17 protein-coding genes are annotated in these 23,006 nt (G+C 39.9%); 4 read left to right on the top strand and 13 right to left on the bottom strand.

Going from position 1 to position 23,006, the window contains the following annotated elements:
• Positions 1 to 2 precede the first annotated feature (2 nt).
• Positions 3 to 407 carry a hypothetical protein gene (locus tag M8998_RS10875; protein ID WP_249992648.1) on the top strand — a complete coding sequence of 135 codons (405 nt, stop codon included), beginning with the start codon at positions 3 to 5 and terminating at the stop codon, positions 405 to 407.
• 143 nt (positions 408 to 550) lie between these two features.
• Here the strand turns inward: M8998_RS10875 and M8998_RS10870 are convergent, their stop codons facing one another.
• The 6 genes from M8998_RS10870 to M8998_RS10845 all read right to left on the bottom strand — a co-directional run bounded on the left by M8998_RS10870 (position 551) and on the right by M8998_RS10845 (position 9,668).
• Positions 551 to 2,944 carry a glycoside hydrolase family 3 N-terminal domain-containing protein gene (locus tag M8998_RS10870; RefSeq protein ID WP_249992646.1) on the bottom strand — a complete coding sequence of 798 codons (2,394 nt, stop codon included), beginning with the start codon at positions 2,942 to 2,944 and terminating at the stop codon, positions 551 to 553.
• A 132-nt stretch (positions 2,945 to 3,076) separates the two neighbouring features.
• Positions 3,077 to 4,504, bottom strand: coding sequence for a chromosomal replication initiator protein DnaA (gene dnaA, locus M8998_RS10865; RefSeq protein WP_249992644.1), 1,428 nt, complete (start codon positions 4,502 to 4,504; stop codon positions 3,077 to 3,079).
• Positions 4,505 to 4,857: 353 nt separating this feature from the next.
• Positions 4,858 to 6,786, bottom strand: coding sequence for a 1-deoxy-D-xylulose-5-phosphate synthase (dxs, locus tag M8998_RS10860; RefSeq protein ID WP_249992642.1), 1,929 nt, complete (start codon positions 6,784 to 6,786; stop codon positions 4,858 to 4,860).
• Between the two features lie 170 nt (positions 6,787 to 6,956).
• Positions 6,957 to 7,661 (bottom strand): enoyl-CoA hydratase/isomerase family protein, encoded by a 705-nt coding sequence (locus M8998_RS10855; protein ID WP_249992640.1) that lies wholly within the window; start codon positions 7,659 to 7,661, stop codon positions 6,957 to 6,959.
• Positions 7,662 to 7,669: 8 nt separating this feature from the next.
• Positions 7,670 to 8,527 (bottom strand): hydroxymethylglutaryl-CoA lyase-like TIM-barrel protein, encoded by an 858-nt coding sequence (locus M8998_RS10850; RefSeq protein WP_249992638.1) that lies wholly within the window; start codon positions 8,525 to 8,527, stop codon positions 7,670 to 7,672.
• Positions 8,517 to 9,668: an acyl-CoA dehydrogenase family protein gene (locus M8998_RS10845; protein ID WP_502957375.1), complete on the bottom strand. Its 1,152-nt coding sequence runs from the start codon at positions 9,666 to 9,668 to the stop codon at positions 8,517 to 8,519. The genes M8998_RS10850 and M8998_RS10845 overlap by 11 nt, the downstream gene beginning before the upstream one ends.
• A 139-nt stretch (positions 9,669 to 9,807) precedes the next feature.
• Between M8998_RS10845 and M8998_RS10840 the strand changes: the two genes are divergently transcribed.
• Positions 9,808 to 11,415, top strand: coding sequence for an acyl-CoA carboxylase subunit beta (locus M8998_RS10840; RefSeq protein WP_249992634.1), 1,608 nt, complete (start codon positions 9,808 to 9,810; stop codon positions 11,413 to 11,415).
• Between the two features lie 208 nt (positions 11,416 to 11,623).
• Here the strand turns inward: M8998_RS10840 and thiL are convergent, their stop codons facing one another.
• Entirely contained in the window at positions 11,624 to 12,661 is a 1,038-nt protein-coding gene (gene thiL, locus M8998_RS10835) for a thiamine-phosphate kinase (RefSeq protein ID WP_249992632.1), read from the bottom strand.
• A gap of 21 nt (positions 12,662 to 12,682) precedes the next feature.
• Positions 12,683 to 13,681 (bottom strand): quinolinate synthase NadA, encoded by a 999-nt coding sequence (nadA, locus tag M8998_RS10830; protein ID WP_249992630.1) that lies wholly within the window; start codon positions 13,679 to 13,681, stop codon positions 12,683 to 12,685.
• 480 nt (positions 13,682 to 14,161) lie between these two features.
• Between nadA and nadB the strand changes: the two genes are divergently transcribed.
• Together nadB and M8998_RS10820 are read left to right on the top strand one after the other, a co-directional pair.
• On the top strand, positions 14,162 to 15,754 hold the full coding sequence (nadB, locus tag M8998_RS10825) for an L-aspartate oxidase (protein ID WP_249992628.1): 1,593 nt from the start codon (positions 14,162 to 14,164) through the stop codon (positions 15,752 to 15,754).
• Positions 15,755 to 15,764: 10 nt separating this feature from the next.
• Positions 15,765 to 16,292 (top strand): gamma carbonic anhydrase family protein, encoded by a 528-nt coding sequence (locus tag M8998_RS10820; RefSeq protein ID WP_249992627.1) that lies wholly within the window; start codon positions 15,765 to 15,767, stop codon positions 16,290 to 16,292.
• On the opposite strand, the gene M8998_RS10815 is transcribed toward M8998_RS10820, so the two are convergent.
• The 5 genes from M8998_RS10815 to apaG form a co-directional block, all read right to left on the bottom strand.
• Complete coding sequence (locus M8998_RS10815; protein ID WP_249992626.1) at positions 16,289 to 17,851, bottom strand: Ig-like domain-containing domain; 1,563 nt, start codon at positions 17,849 to 17,851, stop codon at positions 16,289 to 16,291. The two genes, M8998_RS10820 and M8998_RS10815, sit on opposite strands and share 4 nt — an antisense overlap.
• A 204-nt stretch (positions 17,852 to 18,055) precedes the next feature.
• Positions 18,056 to 19,912, bottom strand: coding sequence for a tRNA uridine-5-carboxymethylaminomethyl(34) synthesis enzyme MnmG (mnmG, locus tag M8998_RS10810; protein ID WP_249992625.1), 1,857 nt, complete (start codon positions 19,910 to 19,912; stop codon positions 18,056 to 18,058).
• Positions 19,913 to 19,966: 54 nt separating this feature from the next.
• On the bottom strand, positions 19,967 to 21,832 hold the full coding sequence (locus M8998_RS10805) for an ABC-F family ATP-binding cassette domain-containing protein (RefSeq protein ID WP_249992624.1): 1,866 nt from the start codon (positions 21,830 to 21,832) through the stop codon (positions 19,967 to 19,969).
• Positions 21,829 to 22,494, bottom strand: a complete 666-nt coding sequence (locus M8998_RS10800) for an NAD-dependent epimerase/dehydratase family protein (protein WP_249992623.1) — start codon at positions 22,492 to 22,494, stop codon at positions 21,829 to 21,831. The genes M8998_RS10805 and M8998_RS10800 overlap by 4 nt, the downstream gene beginning before the upstream one ends.
• 100 nt (positions 22,495 to 22,594) lie before the next feature.
• Complete coding sequence (gene apaG / locus M8998_RS10795) at positions 22,595 to 22,981, bottom strand: Co2+/Mg2+ efflux facilitator ApaG/CorD (protein ID WP_249992622.1); 387 nt, start codon at positions 22,979 to 22,981, stop codon at positions 22,595 to 22,597.
• Positions 22,982 to 23,006: the final 25 nt, after the last annotated feature.

Genomic DNA, 23,006 nt, shown 5'->3' with positions numbered 1-23,006 from the left:
TTATGAAAAAAGTAATGATTGCATTAGCGTTGTTCATAGGATTAAACGCAGCACAAGCACAGAAACGTGGTAACTTCAATAAAGATCCAGAAGCGCGTGCCAAGGCCAGAGTAGAGCACTTAGATAAAGAGTTGAACTTGACTACAGCTCAAAAAGAATCTATTCACACACTGGTATTAGATCAGGCAAAAAGTCTACAATCGGTTTTCAAAGATTCAGATCGTAAGCAGGACAATGTTCGCGGTAAAGTAAAGGAGATGAATGCACAAACCGATGTGAAAATCGCAGCTTTGTTGGATGCGAGTCAAAAGCAGAAGTTTGCCGAACTACAAAAAAACCGGCCTAATCGAAGACCCGAAGGTGGAAAACGTGAGGTTGGAAAACGCGAAGGCCGAACTCGTTCTTAATACGATCTGGTTCTGAAAAAAGGAACTATTTAAGAAAGAACATGGAAGATCGAAAACTTTCTCATCATCATGAGAGGCACAATCAATCAAAAAGCTTGGAATCAGTTGATTACAAGCTTTTTAAATGTTATTTGACGATCGTATTATTTCACTTTTCCGTACATAGGTAGCTGCACCGTATTTTTGATCTCGACATGCTCGTCCAGACGAATATCATCTGCGGAGGCACCCACCATCACATGAAAACTTCCAGCTTCCATCACGCGCTCCATCTTCGGATTAATGACAGATAAGTCTTCCGGATGTAATTGGAAGACGACTTTCTTGGATTTTCCTGCAGCCAAATGAATCCGATCAAATTTCTTTAACTGCTTGATAGGCTGTACTGTAGAAGCAAATTCATCACGTATATACAACTGCACCACCTCATCCCCATCACGTGCTCCAGTATTTTTCACTTGAAGCGTCACTTCCAAGCCTCCATCTGCACGATGGTTCACTTCCAAGCCGCTATAGCTAAATTCGGTGAAGCTTTTCCCATAACCAAAAGTATACAAAGGCGAGCCCAATGTTTCTACATAATCATGCCCTTTAGGCACTTTTTTATTGTAATATACAGGAAGTTGACCCACCGAGCGTGGAACGGATATCGGCATTCTGCCCGCTGGATTATAATCTCCAAAAATCACATCAGCAATGGCATTGCCGCCTTCCTGACCTGGATACCAGGCATTCAACAAGGCATCTGCATTTTCATGTGCCCAATTCATGTTTAGCGGTCTTCCCTGGATGTACACCACGATCATGGGTTTACCTGTTTTTTTAATAGCTTCCAATAATTGGATTTGGTCACCTAACAAATCTAGGGTGGACCGATCGAAACCTTCACCACTTTCCATATCACTGAGCGATGTAGCATCGGCAACTGCCGCGCCAGTTTCGATGTATTTGGTTTCGAAATCACGTGCACTAGAACCACCAACTACAACTACCGCCACATCAGATTGCAAAGCTGCTTGTACCGCTGCCTCGATATCAGACTGCGTAGTGTCTCGAATAGCGGTGCCTTTGGCAAAGATTACATCTGCAGAAGGCACTTTGGCTTTTATCCCATCCAATACCGTCCGGATCACCGCGCGTTCTTGTGGTGCGGTGTAATCGCCCAGCTGGTTGTAAGGCGTATTCGCATTCGGGCCTATTACGGCAATCTTTTTCACTTTCTTTGCCGAGAGTGGTAATACGTTATTTTTATTTTCGAGCAAGACGATTGACTCTTGCGCTGCTTTATGCGATATGGCTACGTGCTTTTTGCTTCTTACCTCACGTCCAGCCTCTCTCGGATCACGATAGGGATTTTCAAACAACCCCATATCAAATTTCAAACGTAACACACGAGCCGCTGCACTATCAATTTTAGCGATATCTATTTTTCCTGATTCGATCGCTGCGATAAGTTCCCCAAACGGGCGTGCACCTAAATCCACGTCCACACCTGCTTCCAGCGCCATCGTACCTGCTTCTTGTAGGGAAGACGCTACGCGATGACTGGAATAAATGCCATCAATACTTCCCAGGTCGGAAACCACAAAACCATCAAAACCCCAGTCCTTGCGCAATACATCGGTCAACAAATAGCCATCCGCAGTACAGGGTATTCCATCAATGGAGTTATAGGCGGTCATTACCGATAAAGCACCTGCTTCTACTGTTTTAAAAAACGGCGGAAGAAAGCTCTCGTGCAATTCCCGTTGCCCGATGATTGCACTATTCCCATTATGGCCGCCTTCTGGTATCCCATAAGCAATGAAATGCTTGATGGTGGATATCACCGAATACGGATTCTTTAAATCGCCTGCACCAGCTCCTTTTGCCGCTGCAGCACCCATGGTTCCACTCAACACCGGATCTTCACCGTACGTTTCTTCTACTCTTGACCAGCGAGGATCACGCGAAAGATCCAATACTGGGCCGTAGCCAATATGTCCGCCTTGCAAACGAACTTCCTTCGCTGATATCGCCGAAACCTGTTCTTGTAAAGTCGGATTCCATGTAGAAGCCATACCAATACCGGTTGGAAAAACGGTGGTACCGATGGCCATATGACCATGTGGTGCTTCTTCGGCGATGAAAATTGGTATACCTAAACGCGTTTCTTCTACGGCATAGCGTTGCATGGCGTTAGCTGCTTCGGCTGCTAATGTCGGAGTAAGTCCATTTTCTAATGTTTTCTGCGTCCATGGATCTGCACGAAAGACTGCCCAAAACATGCCTACATGCTGCTTATCCAACAGATTTTTATATTTTTCAGAATACGTAACCGTACTGCCTTCCTTGGTGTACATTTCCCAACCAAGCGGACAGAGCAATTGTCCGACCTTTTCTTCGAGCGTCATGTGGCTCAAAAGATCTGCTGTACGCTCACTCGTATTCAAGCGTGCATCTTTATATCGAAATGTTTCTTGCGCTATACTTTTCGACGTACTTAAGCACAATCCCAAGCCTGCCATTAATAGGATGTTTCGAGTTTCTTTAAACATAATAAAAGGTATTAGCAAATTATAATGCAACCGTTTGCATTGTAATTTGACGCAAAATAAGAATATTGATCTAAAATAAAAAGGCGCCAAAGTAACAACTTGGCGCCCGTATACTTGTACCGCTATCTTTGACTACGAAGCTTTCAGCTTTTTTTGAATGTCTTGTACGTAGGTTTTGAATTTCTTGTCCGTTTCGATCAGATCTTCTACGGTTTGGCAAGCGTAGATAACCGTGGAGTGATCACGACCGCCAAAAAAGTTACCGATAGACTTCAAAGAGGATTTGGTGTGGTTCTTCGCCAGATACATAGAGATCTGACGCGCTTGTACAATCTCGCGTTTTCTCACTTTGGATTTGACCATCTCTACCGGCACTTCAAAATACTCACATACCAGTTTTTGGATATAATCCATCGAGATTTCTTTGCTGGTATTTTTCACAAAGTTCTTCAGCATGGATTTCGCTAGATTCAGATCGATCTCCTTTTTGTTGAGCGTAGATTGTGCTAATAGAGAAACCATGGCTCCTTCTAACTCACGTACACTATTATCAATCTGATGGGCAACAAACTCTACCACATTTTCCGGCAACTCAATACCGTCAGAATACATTTTTTTCTTTAGGATTGCCATTCTGGTTTCCAAATCTGGAATCTGAATATCGGCGGAAAGACCCCATTTGAAACGGCTTAACAAACGCTCTTCTAAACCCGACAAATCTTTTGGCGGTTTATCAGACGTTAGAATAATTTGTTTGCCCGACTGGTGTAGGTGATTGAAAATATGGAAGAAAATATCCTGTGTTTTTTCTTTCCCGGCAAAGTTATGTACGTCGTCCATAACGATCACATCCATCGCCTGATAGAAGTTTACGAAGTCATTGATCGTATTATTCTTTAAGGAATCTACAAATTGTTGACAAAATTTTTCACAAGACACGTAGATTACCAGCTTATCGGGCAGGTTTTTCTTAATCTCGTTTCCGATGGCTTGTACTAAATGTGTTTTACCCAAACCAACATCTCCGTACACCATTAAAGGATTGAAGGAGGTGCCTCCTGGTTTGTTGGCCACCGCAAAACCTGCTGAACGTGCCAAGCGATTACACTCACCTTCGATAAAATTATCAAAGGTGTAATTTTGATTCAACTGAGGATCTACCTGCAGCTTTTTCAATCCTGGAATCACAAAAGGATTCTTGATATTTTTATTGAGCGCAACGGGTACCGGGATCGATTGATTCTTCCCTTCGGCCCCATTTCCATTGGAGGGTATATTTGTTGTAAAAGGAATGCTAGTAGAAGATTTTTCTACCACAATGTTATATTCCAGTCTACCCTGCTCTCCTAAAAACTTCTTTACTGTTTTGCGAAGGATACCTACATAATGCTCTTCTAACCATTCGTAGAAAAACAAACTAGGCACCTGAATAGTCAAAACGTTTTCTTCAAGACGTATGGCCTTCACAGGCTCAAACCATGTTTTGAAACTTTGCGCAGGAATATTGTCTTTTATGACTTGAAGACAGCTATTCCACACACTTGTACACGTTTTTTCCATTCGTAAATTGTTAATAACTTGAAAACCAATGATTGACAGAAAAGCTGTTAAAAACTTTCCCTTACAACGAAGATGACAATTTTTTCTGAGCTAAAAAACTAAAAATATAAAAAAAGAATTATGTCTTCATTATCAGATATTTACACAAAAAAATAAGCGTCTATGTATCAAATTTTGATGTCAATGTTTTTTTATTAACACCGATTTTGTAATGGTAAAATATATGACTTTAACACCGTTATTCTGAGTATCTAGATGAGCCCTTGTGGAAAACTTTTAGTAATAATTAGACGTATTTAACCCCAGAAGCAGAAAATACTTCTGGGAACTTATGTTTAAGAAATAGCAAGCAATTATCCGACCAAAGTTTGGGTTTTGCGGCCGGTCATAAGTTTATTTATTACGGCTGCAATAGCAGACGCATCGTAGCGGCAGATTTGCCAAAGTTCCTCTTGATCACCATGTTCCACAATTTCATCTGGAATACCCAATCGTACCACTTGTGCTTGATAACTGTGATCTGCCATAAATTCTAAGATAGCGGATCCGAAGCCCCCGACTACACAACCATCTTCCACCGTGATTATCTTTTTGAACTTAGCGAAGATCTGATGTAATAACTCTTCGTCTAAAGGTTTGGCGAAACGCATATCGTAATGTGCCGGGTGGATGCCTTCTTCGCTTACCTGCTTAAATGCTTTAACTACCTCATTACCTATATGTCCAAAGCTTAGCACAGCGACTTCTTCTCCATCACTGATCTTGTGTCCTTTTCCGATCGCCAATTCGCGGAATGGCTTGCGCCAATCAGGCATTACTCCAGAACCACGTGGATATCGAATACTAAATGGACCTTTATCTGGCAATTGTGCAGTAAACATCATGTTGCGGAGCTCTTCTTCATTCATCGGAGCAGCCACGATCATATTTGGTACACTGCGCATAAACGCAATATCGTAGGCGCCGTGGTGTGTAGGACCATCTGCTCCTACCAAGCCTGCTCGATCCAAGCAAAATACTACATTGAGCTTCTGTAACGCTACGTCGTGTATGACTTGATCGTAGGCGCGTTGCATAAACGAAGAATATATATTACAGAATGGTACTAAACCCTGTGTAGCCAAACCAGCACTAAACGTGACGGCATGTTGCTCGGCAATGCCTACATCAAATGCACGATCTGGCATGGCCTTCATCATGATATTTAAGGATGAACCACTTGGCATCGCCGGAGTGATTCCCATAATGGCTTTGTTTGACTCTGCTAGCTCCACTAGCGTATGTCCGAATACATCTTGATATTTCGGAGCTTGTGGCTTTTCGAAAACAGTTTTTTTAATTTCTCCTGTTATTTTGTCGAACAAACCTGGCGCATGCCATTTGGTTTGATCTTTTTCTGCCAAAGCATATCCTTTACCTTTTACGGTAATGGCATGTAATAGTTTTGGTCCAGGGATGTGTTTTAGATCTTCAATGGTTTTGGCCAACTGATTCACATCATGCCCGTCTACTGGTCCAAAGTATCTAAAATTAAGAGATTCAAATAAATTAGCATTCTCCCAAAGCGTTCCTTTAATCGTTTGTTGCAATTTCTTAGCCCAACCATACGCATTAGGACCATTTTTAGAAATCTTGGCTAGCACACTTACCAAATCGTCTCTAAATCGATTGTAGCTTTTAGATGTGGTAATGTTGGTAAGGTAGTCCTTCAGTGCACCCACATTAGGGTCGATAGACATGCAATTATCATTTAAGATCACCAAAATATTGGATTTCTCAATACCGGCATGATTAAGTGCTTCGAAAGCCATCCCACCAGTGAGAGCTCCATCACCAATGACTGCTACGTGCTGACGATCGTGCTCTCCTTTATAAGCAGAAGCTACTGCCATCCCCAATGCGGCGGATATAGAAGTGGAAGAATGTCCTACTCCAAAAGCATCGTATTCACTCTCTGATCTTTTCGGAAATCCCGAAAGACCACCTATCACGCGGTTCGTATGAAAATTTTCTCTTCTTCCTGTCAGTATTTTATGTCCGTAAGCCTGGTGTCCAACGTCAAATACAATTTGGTCATAGGGTGTATTAAGGACGTAGTGCAAGGCTACTGTTAATTCCACAACTCCTAAACTCGCTGCAAAATGTCCGCCATTTTCAGAAACTATATCGATAATATATTGCCGTAAATCAGAACAAACCTCCTGTAAGTCAGCCTCTTCTAATTTTCGTAAATCGGATGGAAATATAATATCCTTTAGTTTAGAACCAATCTCTATGCTCATAAGGGAGAAGTGTTGAAAATAGTTTACAAAGTAACAAACTTATTAACAATATACATAAATAAAAGTTTCTGATGCTTAAGGGGGCAAGCAGGTGGATCGTACTACAAGCTAATTGCCATAGATGGATTTGCTTCGTATCCGTTGAAAAATGTTATTATCGTTATTGCTATTTATTTCAGCTTGTCCAACACTTGCTTCAGATAACTATAATGCTGATCTGAGGGCATATCCTTCAATGCTCTAATAGACTCGAAACCTGCTTTGAGTACCGTAGGATTAACGTTAGTAAAACGACTCAATAGGGATTGCAGGACATCGTCTTGTAGGTATCCATCTACGATACCGAGGGATAATGCTTCTTCAGCAGAAAAATAGTCGGTATTCAGACAAAGTTGCAGAACCTTCTTTTCGGGTACTACTTTAAGAAGACTTGCCATTACTTGAAAGGGGAAAATGCCTAAATCCAACTCGGGCAATTTAAAGCGTACATCTGGCTTGACCAAAACGTAGGTACAACCCAACACGTAAAGAAATCCACCAGCGATTACATCTCCTTCTACCACCGCAACGGAGGGCTTGTGAAGCTTAGCTAGCACTTCCCCCAAAGATATATTTAGGTGAGGTATATCTTCATTTCTCACGTCTAGACTTTCATCACGAAATGTCTTAAGATCCATTCCAGCACAAAATACGGGTCCTTCCGCTGAAAGTAAAACTACCGTAACTTGATCATCCTGATTTATCTGCTCCACGGCATGTGCAATCTCGCTGATCGTTGCTGGTGTAAATGCATTACGTTTTGCTGGTCTGGATAGGATCAGGTGAAAAATATGTCCTTCCTTTTTGGTTTTTATGTAGTGATATTGAACATCCATAGTTGTAGTTATGCGGTATTTTGTGGTCCGACAAGATCTTTAAAAGCAGCAACAATTGGTTGCAGTTCTTCTAAGGAGCTTTTTTCGAAACGGCGCAATAACAACTCAGTAGGTATATTTCCTACCAAATTATCTTGTGCAAATGGGCATCCACCATATCCTAATATCGCACCTTCAAATTTACGACATCCCGCATCATACGCTGCATCTATCTTGGCAAGGGAATTCTCTGCCCTGCTATGCAAATGAATACTAGGATTGAGGTTAGGATATTGTGTTATTACCAACTGAAATACTTCTGTAATACGATCTGGCATTGCTTCTGCCGTGGTATCCGCCAGTGAGAAATGAGTGATACCAATTTCTTGTAGTTCGTGTAACCAATGTACTACCAACTCTTTGTTCCAGGCATCATCATACGGATTACCGAATGCCATGGACAGATAAATCAGCATTTTTTTATCGCTCGAGGCAGTCATCTCCTGCATCAACTTCACACGCTGAACAGACTCTGCTATACTGCTATGTGTATTTCTTTGTTGAAAAGTTTCGGATATAGAAAATGGATAACCAAGATAATCGATTATATCATATTTCATTGCTTCACTAACGCCACGTTCGTTGGCCACAATCACCGATAACCTCGTGTCATTTTTTTTCTGTAAACCTGCCAGTACTGCTGCTGTATCTGCCATTTGCGGTACCGCCTTCGGAGATACAAAACTCCCTATATCCAGACATGAAAATGCATTACTTGATAGCAGAAGATTGATATATTCAATCTTCTGCTGTACCGGAATGTGTTGGTATAATCCCTGTATGGCATCCCGTACACAATCTATTACTTCAATGTTTTTATAAGACATCTTTCTTTATTTCTCGAGCTATAACCATCTTCTGAATGGCACTTGTGCCTTCGCCGATTGTACAGAGTTTAGCATCTCTAAAATATTTCTCCGCTCCAAAATCTTTAGTGAATCCATACCCACCATGTATTTGTACACTTTCATTGGATACCTTCACGGCTGTTTCCGAAGCATACAATTTGGCCATTGCGCCTGCTTTAGTTACTTTTTCGCCTTGATCTTTTAATTGGGCGGCATGCTGAACCAACAATTCTGATGCTTCAATCTCGGTAGCCATATCCGCTAATTTAAAAGATACATCTTGAAACTCGAAAATAGGTTTGTTAAACTGCTCTCGTTCTTGTGCATAGCGCAAAGCACATTCATATGCACCACGGGCTATACCTAAAGACAGCGCAGCAATGGATATACGTCCTCCATCTAATAATTTTAATGCCTGTACAAAACCAGTACCTATATCTCCAATCATCTGACTTTTGTGCACTCTACAGTTGTCGAAAAATAAGCTGGCTGTTTCTGACGCACGCATCCCCAATTTGTCCATTTTCTGACCAGCAGTAAAGCCAGGTGTACCTTTCTCAATAATAAAAGCAGAAACTCCGTGCTTATCTCCTTTTTCTCCAGTACGCACCATCACCACAGCCACATCGCCAGAAATTGCGTGTGTAATAAACGTTTTATTACCATTAATTACATAATGATCACCATCCAATACACCGACTGTCGACAGACCACCAGCATCCGAACCGGAACCCGTTTCTGTAAGTCCCCACGCGCCAATCCATTCGCCGGTGGCTAACTTTGGAAGGTACTTACGTTTTTGCTCCTCGTTGGCGAAAGTAAGTATATGATTTGTGCACAGAGAGTTGTGTGCTGCAACGGATAGGCCAATAGATCCACATACTTTGGATATTTCATCCAGAATAGCAATATATTCCTGATAGCTTAGTCCCGCACCTTGGTATTCTTCAGGTACGAGAATACCCATAAAGCCATATTCTCCCATTTTTTTAAAGAGCTCTACCGGAAATTTTTGGGGCTCATCCCAAGCCATAATATGGGGTTTGATGTGAGCTTGAGCAAAATCTCTTGCACTCTGCCTCACCATTCTTAATTGTTCTGTATCAATCGAATTTTTCATCATAAAATTTTGCTTAGGTTTATCTAGAGTATTAGAAATACTATACAAATATTATAAAAAACAAATTAAATTTTATGATATTTATAGAAATTTAACGTTGCAACCTCTTATAAATTACTATTCCTAAAGAAACTTGTATATGGAAAGTTTATTGTCTGAACTCCGAAAAAAAATTGAAACATTACGTCTGGGTGGTGGGATCAAAAAAATCGAAAAACACCAATCCAAAGGTAAGCTTACCGCATGGGAACGTGTACACTATGTATTGGACGATGATAGTGAATACGTAGAAATAGGAAGCTTTGCGGGAGACGATTTGTATCCAGAACATGGTGGCTGTCCTAATGGCGGTGTAGTGATCGTAATGGGCTACATACACGGACGGCTATGTATTATCGTATCTAACGATGCTACCGTAAAAGCGGGCGCTTGGTTCCCGATCAGTGCCAAGAAAAATCTTCGTGCGCAAGAAATCGCTATGGAAAACCATTTGCCTATAATTTATCTGGTAGACTCCGCTGGTGTATACTTACCTATGCAGGATGAAATATTTCCGGATAAAGAGCATTTTGGTCGTATTTTTAGAAATAATGCGAAGATATCTTCCATGGGTATTCCACAGATATCGGCGATCATGGGTTCTTGCGTAGCAGGTGGTGCTTACCTACCAATTATGTCGGATTATGCATTAATTGTCGAAGGTACAGGATCTGTATTTCTGGCAGGATCTTATCTAGTGAAATCATCGATCGGTGAAGTAATCGATAACGAAGCTTTGGGTGGTGCTACGACGCACTGTGAGATATCCGGTGTTACAGATAATAAGTACCCGGATGATAAAAGCTGTCTGGATGCTATCCGTGGTATTGTGGATAAGTTTGGCCATCATGAAAAAACACACTTTTCACGTATTGAAGCTGCAGCGCCAGAACGTGACGCAAACTATTTGTACGAATACTTCCCGCAAGATAGATTAAAACCTTATGATATGAATGAGGTCTTGAAATGTATTGTGGATACAGGCAGTCTGGAAGAATATAAAAAGGATTACGGAAAGACTATTATATGTGCGCTCGCACGTATCGATGGATGGGCAGTGGGTATTGTAGCGAATCAAAGACAAGTTGTAAAAGCCAAAAAACCCGGCAATGCAACGGAAATGCAGATGGGTGGTGTGATTTATTCTGACTCTGCCGACAAAGCAGCTCGTTTTATCATGAATTGTAATCAGCAAAAGATTCCGTTAGTTTTCTTACAAGATGTGACTGGTTTTATGGTGGGTTCACGTTCAGAACAGGGTGGCATCATTAAAGATGGAGCAAAAATGGTCAATGCAATGGCCAATTCTGTGGTGCCTAAATTCACTTTTGTGGTTGGAAATAGCTATGGTGCCGGAAACTATGCCATGTGTGGAAAAGCCTATGATCCTCGATTGATCTATGCCTGGCCAACAGCACAGATGGCAGTCATGAGCGGTGCTTCGGCTGGAAAAACCTTACTACAAATCCAGGAAGCTACATTAAAAGCGCAGAATAAAGAACTAACAGAGGTCGAAAAAGAAGAACTTTTGAACAAGATCAATAATACCTACCAGAAGCAATTAAGCCCTTACTATGCGGCTGCTAGATTGTGGGTTGATGGTGTTATTGATCCGAAGGATACCCGCAAAATTATCTCCATGGGGATTGAAGCCGCCAATCATAATCCTACCATGGAACGTTATAATGTTGGTGTTTTGCAGACGTAAAACTTGTACCTTTTAAACTAAGCAAGGCAATCTTTTAACGGATTGCCTTGCTTGTTTATAATTCATGAGCGTTATCAATACTAACTACTAAGAAGATTGCTTCGTCGTCCCTCCTCGCAAATACGTTAAAATTAGAAATTACAACCCTAACCTAAACAGTCATCATTACGAAGCGGAGGTACGATGCTGAAGTAATCTAGTAAAATTATTACTTAAAAGCATTCCAGCCCTGCGCCTGCAAAGGATGCACTTTTCCTGATTTTGAAATCATTTGACAACCGGCAGACGCTTCTGTCATATGACCGATAATAGTGATGTCCAACTGATTTTTTACTTTATCATAATCCGTTTGTGGAATAGTGAATAATAACTCGTAATCCTCTCCTCCACTCAGTGCACATATCGTAGGATCCAAGCCAAATTCCCGAGCCGTATCATAGGTCATCGGATCCAATGGTATCTTATCTTCATAAATCGTACAACCTACATTAGAGGCTTTAGCAATGTGAAGAATCTCAGACGCCAAACCATCAGATACATCAATCATGGCGTTTGGCTTCACGTCTAACTGACGTAATAATTCGACCACATCACCTCGTGCATCAGGCTTTAGTTGACGCTCGATAATATAATCCTTTCCTTCCAGATCGGGTTGAATATTTGGATTTTCCAGAAAAATCTTTTTCTCCCGCTCAAGCAATTGTAATCCTACATATGCGCCACCCAAATCGCCAGAAACACATAATAAATCACCTTCTTTGGCTCCTGATCTGTACGTAATAGCGGCTTCGTCTGCATAGCCTATACTGGTTACGGAAAGTACCAAACCTTGCTGGCTGGCAGAGGTATCTCCGCCAATCAGATCGATATTGTATTTGTTACAAGCTAACAATGCTCCTTCGTAAATTTCTTCGACAGCTTCCAGCGGAAATTTTGATGACATACCGATAGAGAACGTAATTTGCGAAGCAGTACCATTCATCGCATATATATCACTTAAATTAACTTGTACAGCCTTATACCCCAAGTGTTTCAATGGTACATAACGCAGATCGAAATGTACATTTTCCAATAATAGATCGGTAGAAACAAGTGTTTTCGTTCCTTCGAAATTAAGTACGGCAGCATCGTCACCAATGCCTCTGATAGAAGAAGCTTGCGTTAATTTTACGGACTGCGTTAAGTGCGCAATCAGTCCAAATTCTCCTAATTCTTTAATATCTGTTTTTTCGCTATTGTCAAACATAGTATTCGTGTAAAAGGTGAATTACAATCCAAGGCGTTCAGAAATTTCCAGCATACGCTCAATTGGCTTTTGAGCTCGCTTGATCACATCTTCCGGAAGAATAATCTCTGGCAACTCATAATGCAGACAGTTATAGAGCTTCTCCAACGTATTCAATTTCATATGTGGACAATCATTACAAGCACACAAATTATTCGGCGGAGCCGGAATAAATGTCTTACTCGGACTAGCCTTTTGCATCTGATGAAGAATTCCGGATTCGGTAGCTACGATGTACGTATCTGCTGGATCTTCAATAGTGTATTTTAGCATACCAGAAGTAGATCCAATGTAATCGGCTTGCGCTAGGATATGATCTTCACATTCGGGATGTGCTATAAATTTTGCCGTTGGATAATCTGTTCTTAAACCATTGATCCTGTCTTGAGAGAAAATTTCGTGTACCATACAGGCGCCATTCCAAAGTACCAAATCTCTGCCCGTTTTCTTTTTTACATAAGCTCCTAGATTACGATCTGGTCCGAAGATAATTTTCTGATCTTTAGGCAGGCTCTCTACAATTTGTACCGCATTACTGGATGTACAGACAATATCAGAAAGTGCTTTTAGCTCTGCAGTACAATTCACATACGTAATCACCAAGTGATCAGGATATTGTTCCTTAAATTTTGCAAATAAATGTGGTGGACAACTGTCTGATAATGAACAACCTGATTTTAAATCAGGTAATAAAACCTTCTTTTTTGGAGATAATATTTTAGCTGTTTCTGCCATGAAATGCACACCGGCAAACAGGATAACATCAGCTTCCGTCTTTGCGGCCTGTTGGGATAATCCCAGACTATCGCCAATATAATCCGCGATATCCTGTATTTCGCTTTCCTGGTAATAATGCGCCAGGATAACAGCATTTTTTTCTTTTTTTAAGCGCTGGATTTCCTCGATCAAATCTATCGAAGGATCGATAGGTAGATCAATGTATCCTTTAGCTTCCAAAACAGTATCGAACCTATTATTCATTTTCTCTTCTATGCACTGGTGGTTATGTTGCCTATCACGGAGGAACAGGACAAAAGTAAAGAAACAATTTGAAACGAAATCCACATTCCCTTTTTTCAATAATTAATAAAGAGTTTTATATAAAATGATCTTATTGTTTATTAGTGTGTGGAATTTGGGGATAAGTGTTTGGCTTTTCATATGGGACTTATATTTAATTCACTTTATCCACACCTTATCCACATTTAGAGATATAGATTTATGCTGATTATCAGATATCTAATTTTGTACGTTTTATTTTTTCCATGTGGGGATGTGAAATCTTTGTTGTTTACATTTTGTTAATATGGGGTTCATCCTTTGGTAATATGTTTTCACAAATTCTTGGTTTTAGACTCACATTGTGGAATAAAATAAAGTTTTGCTTTTACCTCCACCGTTTTTCTACACGTTTTCCACATTATTTGTTAATTTGTTGATCTATTATCTACGCCATCATTTATGTCTGAACAATGTACTGATTTCTTGATTGTGGGTTCCGGAATAGCAGGTTTAAGTTTCGCGCTGAAAGCTGCTGAGTTGGGTAAGGTGTTGATCATTACAAAGTCCAATGAAGATGAATCCAATACAAAATACGCACAAGGTGGCGTAGCAGTGGTTATCGATGAGTCCGATAGTTTTGCCAACCATATTGCTGACACACATATTGCCGGCGATGGTTTATGTGACCCTATCGTCGTTGAGCATGTTATACAAGAAGGGCCAGAGCGAATTGCAGAACTAATTGCTTATGGAACTAGCTTTGACAAAGAGGCATCTGGTAGTTATGATCTGGCTAAAGAAGGTGGGCATTCGGCACACCGAATCTTGCATTATAAAGATATTACTGGTTATGAGATTGAGCGAGCCTTACTAGCGCGTGTACATGCACATCCGAATATTGAGATACTCACACACTACTTTGCAGTAGATTTGATTACGCAGCATCATGTAGGCGTACATGTGGATAAGCGTTCTTCCGATATTTCTTGTTATGGTATTTATGCTTTAAATACAGGAAGCGGCAAAATAGAAAAATTCCTGTCTAAAGTAACTCTTATGGCTACTGGAGGTGCTGGACATGTCTATTCCAGTACTACTAACCCAACCATTGCGACCGGTGATGGAATCGCGATGGTGTATAGAGCTAAAGGAAAAGTGCGTAATATGGAATTCATTCAATTTCATCCAACAGCACTTTTTAATCCCTTAGAATATCCTGCTTTTCTGATTTCTGAAGCCGTAAGAGGTTTTGGTGGGATACTAAGGAGGGTAGATGGCTCTTCCTTTATGGAGGAATACGATGAACGAGGATCGCTTGCCCCGAGAGATGTGGTGGCTCGAGCGATTGATGTGGAGATGAAGAAGTCTGGTTTAGATTATGTGTATTTGGATATTACGCATCGTAGTAAAGAAGATATTCTGGAGCATTTTCCTAATATTTATGAACAGTGTATGCGAATTGGAGTAGATATGAGTATGGATTATATACCGGTATCTCCAGCCGCTCATTACCTGTGTGGCGGTATTTTGGTCAATGAGCATGGTGCAACGAGTATTCAACAATTGTATGCTTGTGGTGAATGTGCATCAACGGGTTTGCACGGTGCTAATCGATTGGCCTCTAACTCTTTATTGGAAGCAGCCGTTTATGCGCATCGTATTTTTAAACATGTGGAAAACAGCTTCGGTACGCTATCTTATCGTACGGATGTACCTGAATGGGATGATACGAATACTACCTTATCCAATGAAGATATTTTGGTAACCCACAATCTACGAGAAACACAGAAGTTGATGAGTGATTATGTAGGTATTGTACGTTCTGATTTTCGCTTAGAAAGAGCAATGCGCCGTCTAGGCTTACTTTATGATGAGACGGAGTCTTTCTATAAGAATACTCGATTATCAGTAAAACTATGTGAACTCCGAAATGTTATACAAGTGGCCTATCTGGTAGTGAAATCGGCGATGGCTCGAAAAGAGAGTCGAGGTTTGCATTACACGACAGATTATCCAGCACACGCGACCGAACTCCAAGATACGGTTTACTAATTTTTACTTTATGTCAGCTATTATATTACCTGTAGGGGATCATGTCCCTGAGATTGCTTTAGATGCATTCCTTGCTCCCAATTGTACTATTGTGGGTGATGTTACCATTGGTTCGCAATGCTCTATTTGGTTTAATGCGGTTATACGTGGAGATGTAAATTATATTCGGATTGGAAATTTCAGTAACATTCAGGATAACGTCACTATTCATGGCACATATGAACGTAATGGTACCGATATTGGATCGTACGTAAACATTGGTCACAATGCTATTGTGCACGGCTGTGTGATACACTCTCATGTACTGGTGGGTATGGGTGCTATTGTTATGGATCGCGCCGTACTACAAAGCCATGTAATTATTGCCGCCGGTGCCGTGGTTTTAGAAAACACGGTCTGCGAATCCGGTTATTTATATGCGGGAGTTCCTGCCAAAAAGATTAAGCCGCTAACAGATGAGCAATTGGCTTTATTGGATAAACTCCCACACAATTATGTGATGTACAGCTCTTGGTTTAAAGATGAAAAGCCTATCTAATTAGGTGCAAACCGTACATCAATAGTTTCATTTTGTTCCCAATTGGCTCGAATGGTGAATGTCCTGTCTAGGTACCATATGGGTTCTTGTTTTGTTAATGTCCATACATCAGCTGGATCCCACTTCGCATTTCTATTTTTGTCCCATATAACTCGAATGCTGTATTTTCCTGTAGGATATTTCCTATAGGCCAATTGGTGATTCGTTGGTAGCACGTGTGATTCAAATATTTTTTCCTTATTTTCTGAAATTAATTCAATTACGTATTGTTGGGTGGTATCTAAGCCGTTGAATGTTAATGCAATATCGCCGTAACTTTCGGCTTCATTCATCGTAAATTGTAATTTTTCTTCTTTATTCTCTTCGTCGAAAAAACCGTGTATGGCGCCTTCTTCCAGAGTAAGTTCATAATTTCTCTTTGGCCGCCAGTTATACCTGATATGGTATAATTCTTTATTTACGCTATCTGCTTGGAGCTGAAAATTACGACGGGGTATAGAATCTTCTAACAGGATTATCTTGTTTTTATCAACCTGTTTAATAGGGGTGGTTGCAGAAAGTTGTATATGCTTTACACGATCAACCTTATTCGTAATACTGAATTTAGGTGTTACGGTTCGCTCTAATTTTAGATTCCTTGGCCGCCGTATAAGACTGGTATCTAATATACCACTGTTATCAGACATTTGGAATTTGATGGAGTCAAATTCCAAATTTGGTAAATAAATACGAACAGAGTCCATAGTAGGAGCAAAACGTGGAATAGCTTGATCATTTAAAACAACGGGATCTATGATTCGTACAGAGGGGTCCTCTAGTGCTTTATTAAACACTAGTAATGCCATTCCACTACTTTCTAATTTACGCTCAAGGGTTTTGAAAGCACGTGGAGTTCCTTGGCTTAACTCGAGATGAATGCCAGCGGTGTCACGTTTAAGTACGATACTATCTTTCAAGAAGCCGATCCACTCATCTGGTGCATTATAGGTACGATCATTATTTTGTTCCTTAATCGCATAGATGCGATAAGTATCTTCTTTTAGATTTTGTAATCTAAAAGTACCAGAGGTATCAACTGTTGTGAAGATAGATGCTTTTTTGCGTCCAAAGATGGAATCCCGACTGGTTGGAATTAAAATAACGTTAATGTCTTTGTCTTTTTCTGGATCAAACGACTGGGTATATCCATTACTTACCCTGCCCGAGATCGAGAGCGAATCCAGTTCTGGTCCGGTAGAAAATACATAGGTGTAATTTAAGATAGGATTTCCTTCATTAAAATCTACTAGTCCTTTTCCAAGATTTATGGTATAGGTTGTATTTTCCTCGAGGCTATCTGGTAATTGGATATGGAGGTCTCTTTTACGGATTTTGTAGATCGGAGGTATATCCATATCTGGAGATGCACTAAATTCCTTTTGTTGGTTGGTTGTTTTCACGTACTCATCAAAAGATATGATGATTTTTCTTTCGGTAAAGTTTGTGGAAAAGTTTGCAGGTAATTCTGCAACCACACTCGGCGGTATAGAATCTTTTGGTCCACCGGTAGGACGTGACATGTTGGCGCATCGTTGAAATCCAGTCAAAATAATGATTGAAAGGAGAAGCAAACCTAGATTTTGTTTTAACGCTATTTTTAAGCGTTTTAAGACATTTTTATCTGTTTTGGATATGTATGTCATATTATTAAAAATAATTCGTTTAATACGCTTAAATAGTTGTTATGTGAGATATATAATAACTAATTGATTATCAATTAGTTATTATATATGTACCATCAAAATGCTAATATCAGCAGGTGAAACTCCAGAAATGCGTGATGCTTGACCTAAGGTACGAGGTTTGATGGTAGATAGCTTTTGTTTTGCTTCTGTAGAGAGTGAATTTATACTTTTGTAATCAAAGTCTGCATAAATTTCTTTGTCTTCCATTTTTTTCATCTTCTGCACAATTTCCATTTCCTTTTCGAAATAGCTGTCGTATTTTACTTTGATCTCAGCTTGCTCAATAGTTTCTTCGTCAAAATTATTCAGGAATGAACCTAGATTTTTATCTACTGATGCCAATGATTTAATGTCGACTTGCGGTCTGCTTAGTATGCCAAATAATCTAGTCTTTTGATTAATAGCGGTGGATCCCCATGTTGTCAGTGCCGAGTTTACTTCATTGGGTTCTGCGCTTGTGTTACGCAGAAACTGGACTATTTTGTCTGAGTTGCTTATTTTATCTTCTACGCGGTTTAAGCGCTCGTCACTCACCAGTCCTAATTTATGTGCGATAGGAGTTAGTCTGATGTCTGCATTATCTTGACGAAGTAATAAACGATGTTCTGCGCGTGATGTAAACATGCGATAAGGTTCGTCGGTTCCTTTTGTAACGAGATCATCTATTAACACACCGATGTACGATTCTGATCGTTTAAGAATCAGTTCTTTTTGATCATTTATGCGTTGATGTGCGTTGATACCAGCTACGAAACCTTGAGCTGCGGCTTCTTCATAACCAGTAGTTCCATTAATTTGGCCGGCAAAAAAAAGATGCTTTACACGTTGAGTTTCGAGTGTTAGATCCAACTGCATAGGTGGAAAATAATCGTATTCTATAGCATATCCTGGTCTGTACATTTTTACTTGTTCGAACCCTGGAATAAGTCTCAAAGCTTTTAGTTGTACATCTTCTGGCAGTGATGTTGAGAATCCATTAACGTATATCTCTACTGTTCGGAATCCTTCTGGTTCTACAAAGATTTGATGCCTGTCCCGTTCTGCAAATCTATTGATTTTATCTTCTATTGATGGACAATAACGCGGTCCTAACCCTTTGATTCTACCGGTAAACATGGGTGATTGCTCGAACCCAGTTTTTAGTATTTCATGTACATCAGCATTGGTGTATGTAATCCAGCAACAACGTTTTTGAAGCGGGCGTTCCACTTCAGTATAGGAGAATCTACCTGGATTATCATCTCCCCATTGCTCTTCCATTTTGGTATAATCTAAGCTTCTACCATCAATCCGGGGAGGTGTTCCTGTTTTCATTCTCCCAGCTTCAAAGCCAAGGGAAACGAGTTGTTCTGTCAATCCAGTAGCTGCCTTCTCTCCTGTTCTTCCTCCGCCGAAAGTTTTTTCGCCTACATGAATTACGCCATTGAGAAACGTACCATTGGTGAGTATTACTGCATCAGAAGAAATATGGATTCCTAATGAAGTAATCACTCCTTTCACTACATTATCTGACACGATCAGCTCTTTGACTGTATCCTGCCAGATGTCCAAGTTAGGAATATCTTCTAATTGCCAGCGCCATTCTTCAGCGAAGCGCATACGGTCATTTTGTGTTCTCGGACTCCACATAGCTGGACCTTTTGATCGATTCAGCATCCTGAACTGTATAGTAGATTTGTCGGCAATAATACCAGTGTAACCACCCATTGCGTCGATTTCTCTCACTATCTGGCCTTTTGCTACTCCACCTATGGCCGGATTACAACTCATTTGAGCTATTACGCCCATATTCATCGTTATTAATAGCGTTTTGGATCCCATGTTCGCTGCAACAGCGGCTGCTTCGCAACCTGCATGTCCAGCACCGACGACTATTACGTTATATTTATCAAACATGTTATTTTTACTGTGTTTCACGTGAAACAATATCTAGTTGTTTCACGTGAAACATTATACTAATTCTGCTAATTCCAACCAACGAGTAGTCTTTATATCTAATAGCTCTTTCCTATTTTCAATTTGCTCAACTATTTTATTGAGTTCGACATGATCGGTAACTTGTGTTAATTTTTCTGATAAGCCTGAGATATCAGTCTCTATTTCTTCTATTTCCTTTTCCAAAGAGTTATATTCTATTTGTTCCTTGTATGAAATCTTTGCCTTTGATGATTTACTTTCACTAACAGGAATTACTTCTGGAGCTTTACCTTTATTTACTTTCTCCGCTTTTAATTTTTCGTCATTTTCAAACTTGAAATCAGCATAATTTCCATTATACATATTGATATATCCAGTACCATCGAAAATAAATAACTGATCGGTTAGCTTATCCAGTAAATACCTATCATGCGTAACTAGTAATAGCACACCAGGGAAACGCTCTAAAAAATCTTCTAGAATATTCAGTGTGTCCATGTCCAAGTCATTGGATGGCTCATCTAAAATTAGAAAATTAGGATTGAGCATAAGTACTCGCATTAGTTGCAACCTTTTACGCTCTCCACCACTCAATTTGGATACCATACCAAATTGTTTTTCGGGTGGAAATAAAAATTGGGTTAACAGTTGAGAAGCTGTAATTATTCCATCTTTACCCATATCTATGTGTTCCGCCACATCTTTGACTACATCAATCACACGCTGATTTTCTCTAAAATCTAATCCACCTTGTTTGTAATAGCCTATTACTGTAGTTTCTCCGGTAGATATCGAACCTGCATCTGGAGATAAAGAATTGGTGATCAAATTCAAAAATGTAGATTTACCGCTCCCATTTCGCCCAGCCAATCCAATACGATCACCTTTCTTAAAAGTGTAAGAAAAATCAGAAATGACGGGAGATTTCTTAAATGACTTACTCACATCTTCGATTTCCATAATTTTGGATCCCTGACGTGATGTTTGCATTTTAAGCTTTACCTTGTCGTGTTCGGCAGGTGCTTTTGATTTGTCTTGTAAATCATAAAAAGCCTCTATTCTAGATTTTGATTTTGTACCACGGGCTTTAGGCTGGCGACGCATCCATTCCAATTCCTTTTTCCAAAGATTGCGTGCTTTATCAGCGCTAGCTACGTCGGAAGCATATCGCTCTGCTTTTTTTTCAATAAAATTAGCATAATCTCCTTTGTAAGTATATACTTCTCCCCTATCCAATTCGCGTATTTCTTGACATACATGATCCAAAAAGTATCGATCGTGTGATACAATTAATACTGTTTTATTACCAGATGTCAACAATTTCTCCAACCATTCTATTGTCTCGATATCCAAGTGGTTGGTTGGTTCGTCTAATATATATACATCGGGGTCGTCAATTAATAATTTGGCTAAAGCCAAACGTTTTTTCTGCCCACCAGACATGGATGAAATTTTCTTGTCAAAATCGGATATTTGCAAACGATTTAGGATTGTTTTAATCTGGTATTCATATTCCCATGCATTAAGGGCTGTTAATTCGTCAGAAATACGTCCAAGTTCGTTTTCATCATAATGTTCGGAATCCAACAAACGTTCATAGTCTTTAATGAGCTGTTGTTGTTTATTGTCTGCGCTGTAAATAAAATCTTCAACAGTATTCAAATGTGCAAAATCAGGCTCTTGCGGTAAGTAACCCACCCTTATTCCTCGCTCACTAACGACAGTTCCGCTATCTGGATCCATTACGCCAGCTAATATTTTTAGCAAAGTCGATTTTCCGGTACCATTGATGCCTACTAAGGCAACACGGTCTCCAGCCTGCATCCCAAAATGTAATTCACGAAAGAGCCAACGATCGTGAAAGGAATGACTTAATTTTTCTGTACTTAATATACTCACGCTAGTTGTTTTATTAATTCTGTATGATATCTATGCGTACCGTTTTGATCCAAGCTCGCGGTACTTACTAATGCTTCTGCTATCTTTTCTGCATCAATACTTCTATATTTCTTTAATCCTCCTAATAGTATAGGGTTGACGATCTTGAAAAGCGAAGCAGCAAGACCTTCCGCAAGGCGAGTTTCCTCTCTATTACCAGTAATCAATGATGGTTGCATGATATATAATTGTGGAAAATTGAGGCTTTGTATATCTTTCTCTGTAGTGCCTTTCATCCGCAAGTAAAAAGACCTGGAATTAGAATCTGCTCCTAAAGCCGAAACGATTGACAATTTTTTTGCGCCGTTTTGTTGGCCTATCTTTGCCACTTTTAGCGGATAATCATGATCTATCTGAGTATAGTCTTTCTTATTGGGAGTTTTTTTCTGTGTAGAACCTAAGCAACTGAATATGTGATCGATAGATAATTTTTCAATATGAGAATCGATACTATCATAATCAGCGAGGATTTGAACTAATCGCTCGTGCTCTAACGGTATTCCACGCCTGCTAACTGCGTAAATTACATCATAAGTATTTCTTTTCAGAAGCAGTTTAGTAGTGAGCAGACCGACCAATCCGCTAGCGCCTAATACTAAGGCATGTGACTTTGTAGTTGACATAATATTCCAAATGTCAAAAGTACACAATAAATCGACAAGAGATTGTTAAATCAACTTAACGATGGTAAACCAATCCTTAAGTTTACATCATAATTATTATTTAGTTCATTCGGAAATTAGCAATTAGATTGAATCTAGGAATAGCAACTTCCAATAATTCGCCACTTGATAGGCGTTGCATTTCATAGAAACCTTCCATATATCCCATATCGCTTCGAAGATTGCAGCCAGAAGCGTATTGATGTACTTGTCCAGGCTCAAGAATAGGTTGTTCTCCTACTACTCCTTCTCCATCAACCTGTTTGTGATCTCCTATCGTATCGAATATTTCCCAGTGACGTCTCACCAGCTGTATCGTATCTATACTTTGATTTTCTATGGTGATGCGATAAGCAAACATAAAGTGAAGATTATCTGGATTAGAATATTCCGGTTGATAAATTGACTCCACAGAAATTCTCACATCGGAAGTAATTTGACTGATCATAAACTTTATAATTAAGACCCTACTA

This window comes from Sphingobacterium sp. lm-10 (assembly GCF_023554555.1).
Lineage (GTDB): Bacteria > Bacteroidota > Bacteroidia > Sphingobacteriales > Sphingobacteriaceae > Sphingobacterium.
The sequence above is the reverse complement of the archived record's forward strand: the minus strand, read 5'-3'. Positions and strand labels throughout refer to the sequence as shown.

Coding starts and splice junctions, on each gene's coding strand:
- mnmG (WP_249992625.1), bottom strand. CDS start 19,912: ATGTTTGATAAATATAACGTAATAGTCGTCGGTGCTGGACATGCAGGT.
- M8998_RS10850 (WP_249992638.1), bottom strand. CDS start 8,527: ATGTCTTATAAAAACATTGAAGTAATAGATTGTGTACGGGATGCCATA.
- dnaA (WP_249992644.1), bottom strand. CDS start 4,504: ATGGAAAAAACGTGTACAAGTGTGTGGAATAGCTGTCTTCAAGTCATA.
- M8998_RS10815 (WP_249992626.1), bottom strand. CDS start 17,851: ATGTCACGTCCTACCGGTGGACCAAAAGATTCTATACCGCCGAGTGTG.
- M8998_RS10855 (WP_249992640.1), bottom strand. CDS start 7,661: ATGGATGTTCAATATCACTACATAAAAACCAAAAAGGAAGGACATATT.
- dxs (WP_249992642.1), bottom strand. CDS start 6,786: ATGAGCATAGAGATTGGTTCTAAACTAAAGGATATTATATTTCCATCC.
- nadB (WP_249992628.1), top strand. CDS start 14,162: ATGTCTGAACAATGTACTGATTTCTTGATTGTGGGTTCCGGAATAGCA.
- apaG (WP_249992622.1), bottom strand. CDS start 22,981: ATGATCAGTCAAATTACTTCCGATGTGAGAATTTCTGTGGAGTCAATT.
- M8998_RS10820 (WP_249992627.1), top strand. CDS start 15,765: ATGTCAGCTATTATATTACCTGTAGGGGATCATGTCCCTGAGATTGCT.
- M8998_RS10840 (WP_249992634.1), top strand. CDS start 9,808: ATGGAAAGTTTATTGTCTGAACTCCGAAAAAAAATTGAAACATTACGT.
- M8998_RS10875 (WP_249992648.1), top strand. CDS start 3: ATGAAAAAAGTAATGATTGCATTAGCGTTGTTCATAGGATTAAACGCA.
- nadA (WP_249992630.1), bottom strand. CDS start 13,681: ATGAATAATAGGTTCGATACTGTTTTGGAAGCTAAAGGATACATTGAT.
- thiL (WP_249992632.1), bottom strand. CDS start 12,661: ATGTTTGACAATAGCGAAAAAACAGATATTAAAGAATTAGGAGAATTT.
- M8998_RS10870 (WP_249992646.1), bottom strand. CDS start 2,944: ATGTTTAAAGAAACTCGAAACATCCTATTAATGGCAGGCTTGGGATTG.
- M8998_RS10845 (WP_502957375.1), bottom strand. CDS start 9,668: ATGAAAAATTCGATTGATACAGAACAATTAAGAATGGTGAGGCAGAGT.
- M8998_RS10800 (WP_249992623.1), bottom strand. CDS start 22,494: ATGTCAACTACAAAGTCACATGCCTTAGTATTAGGCGCTAGCGGATTG.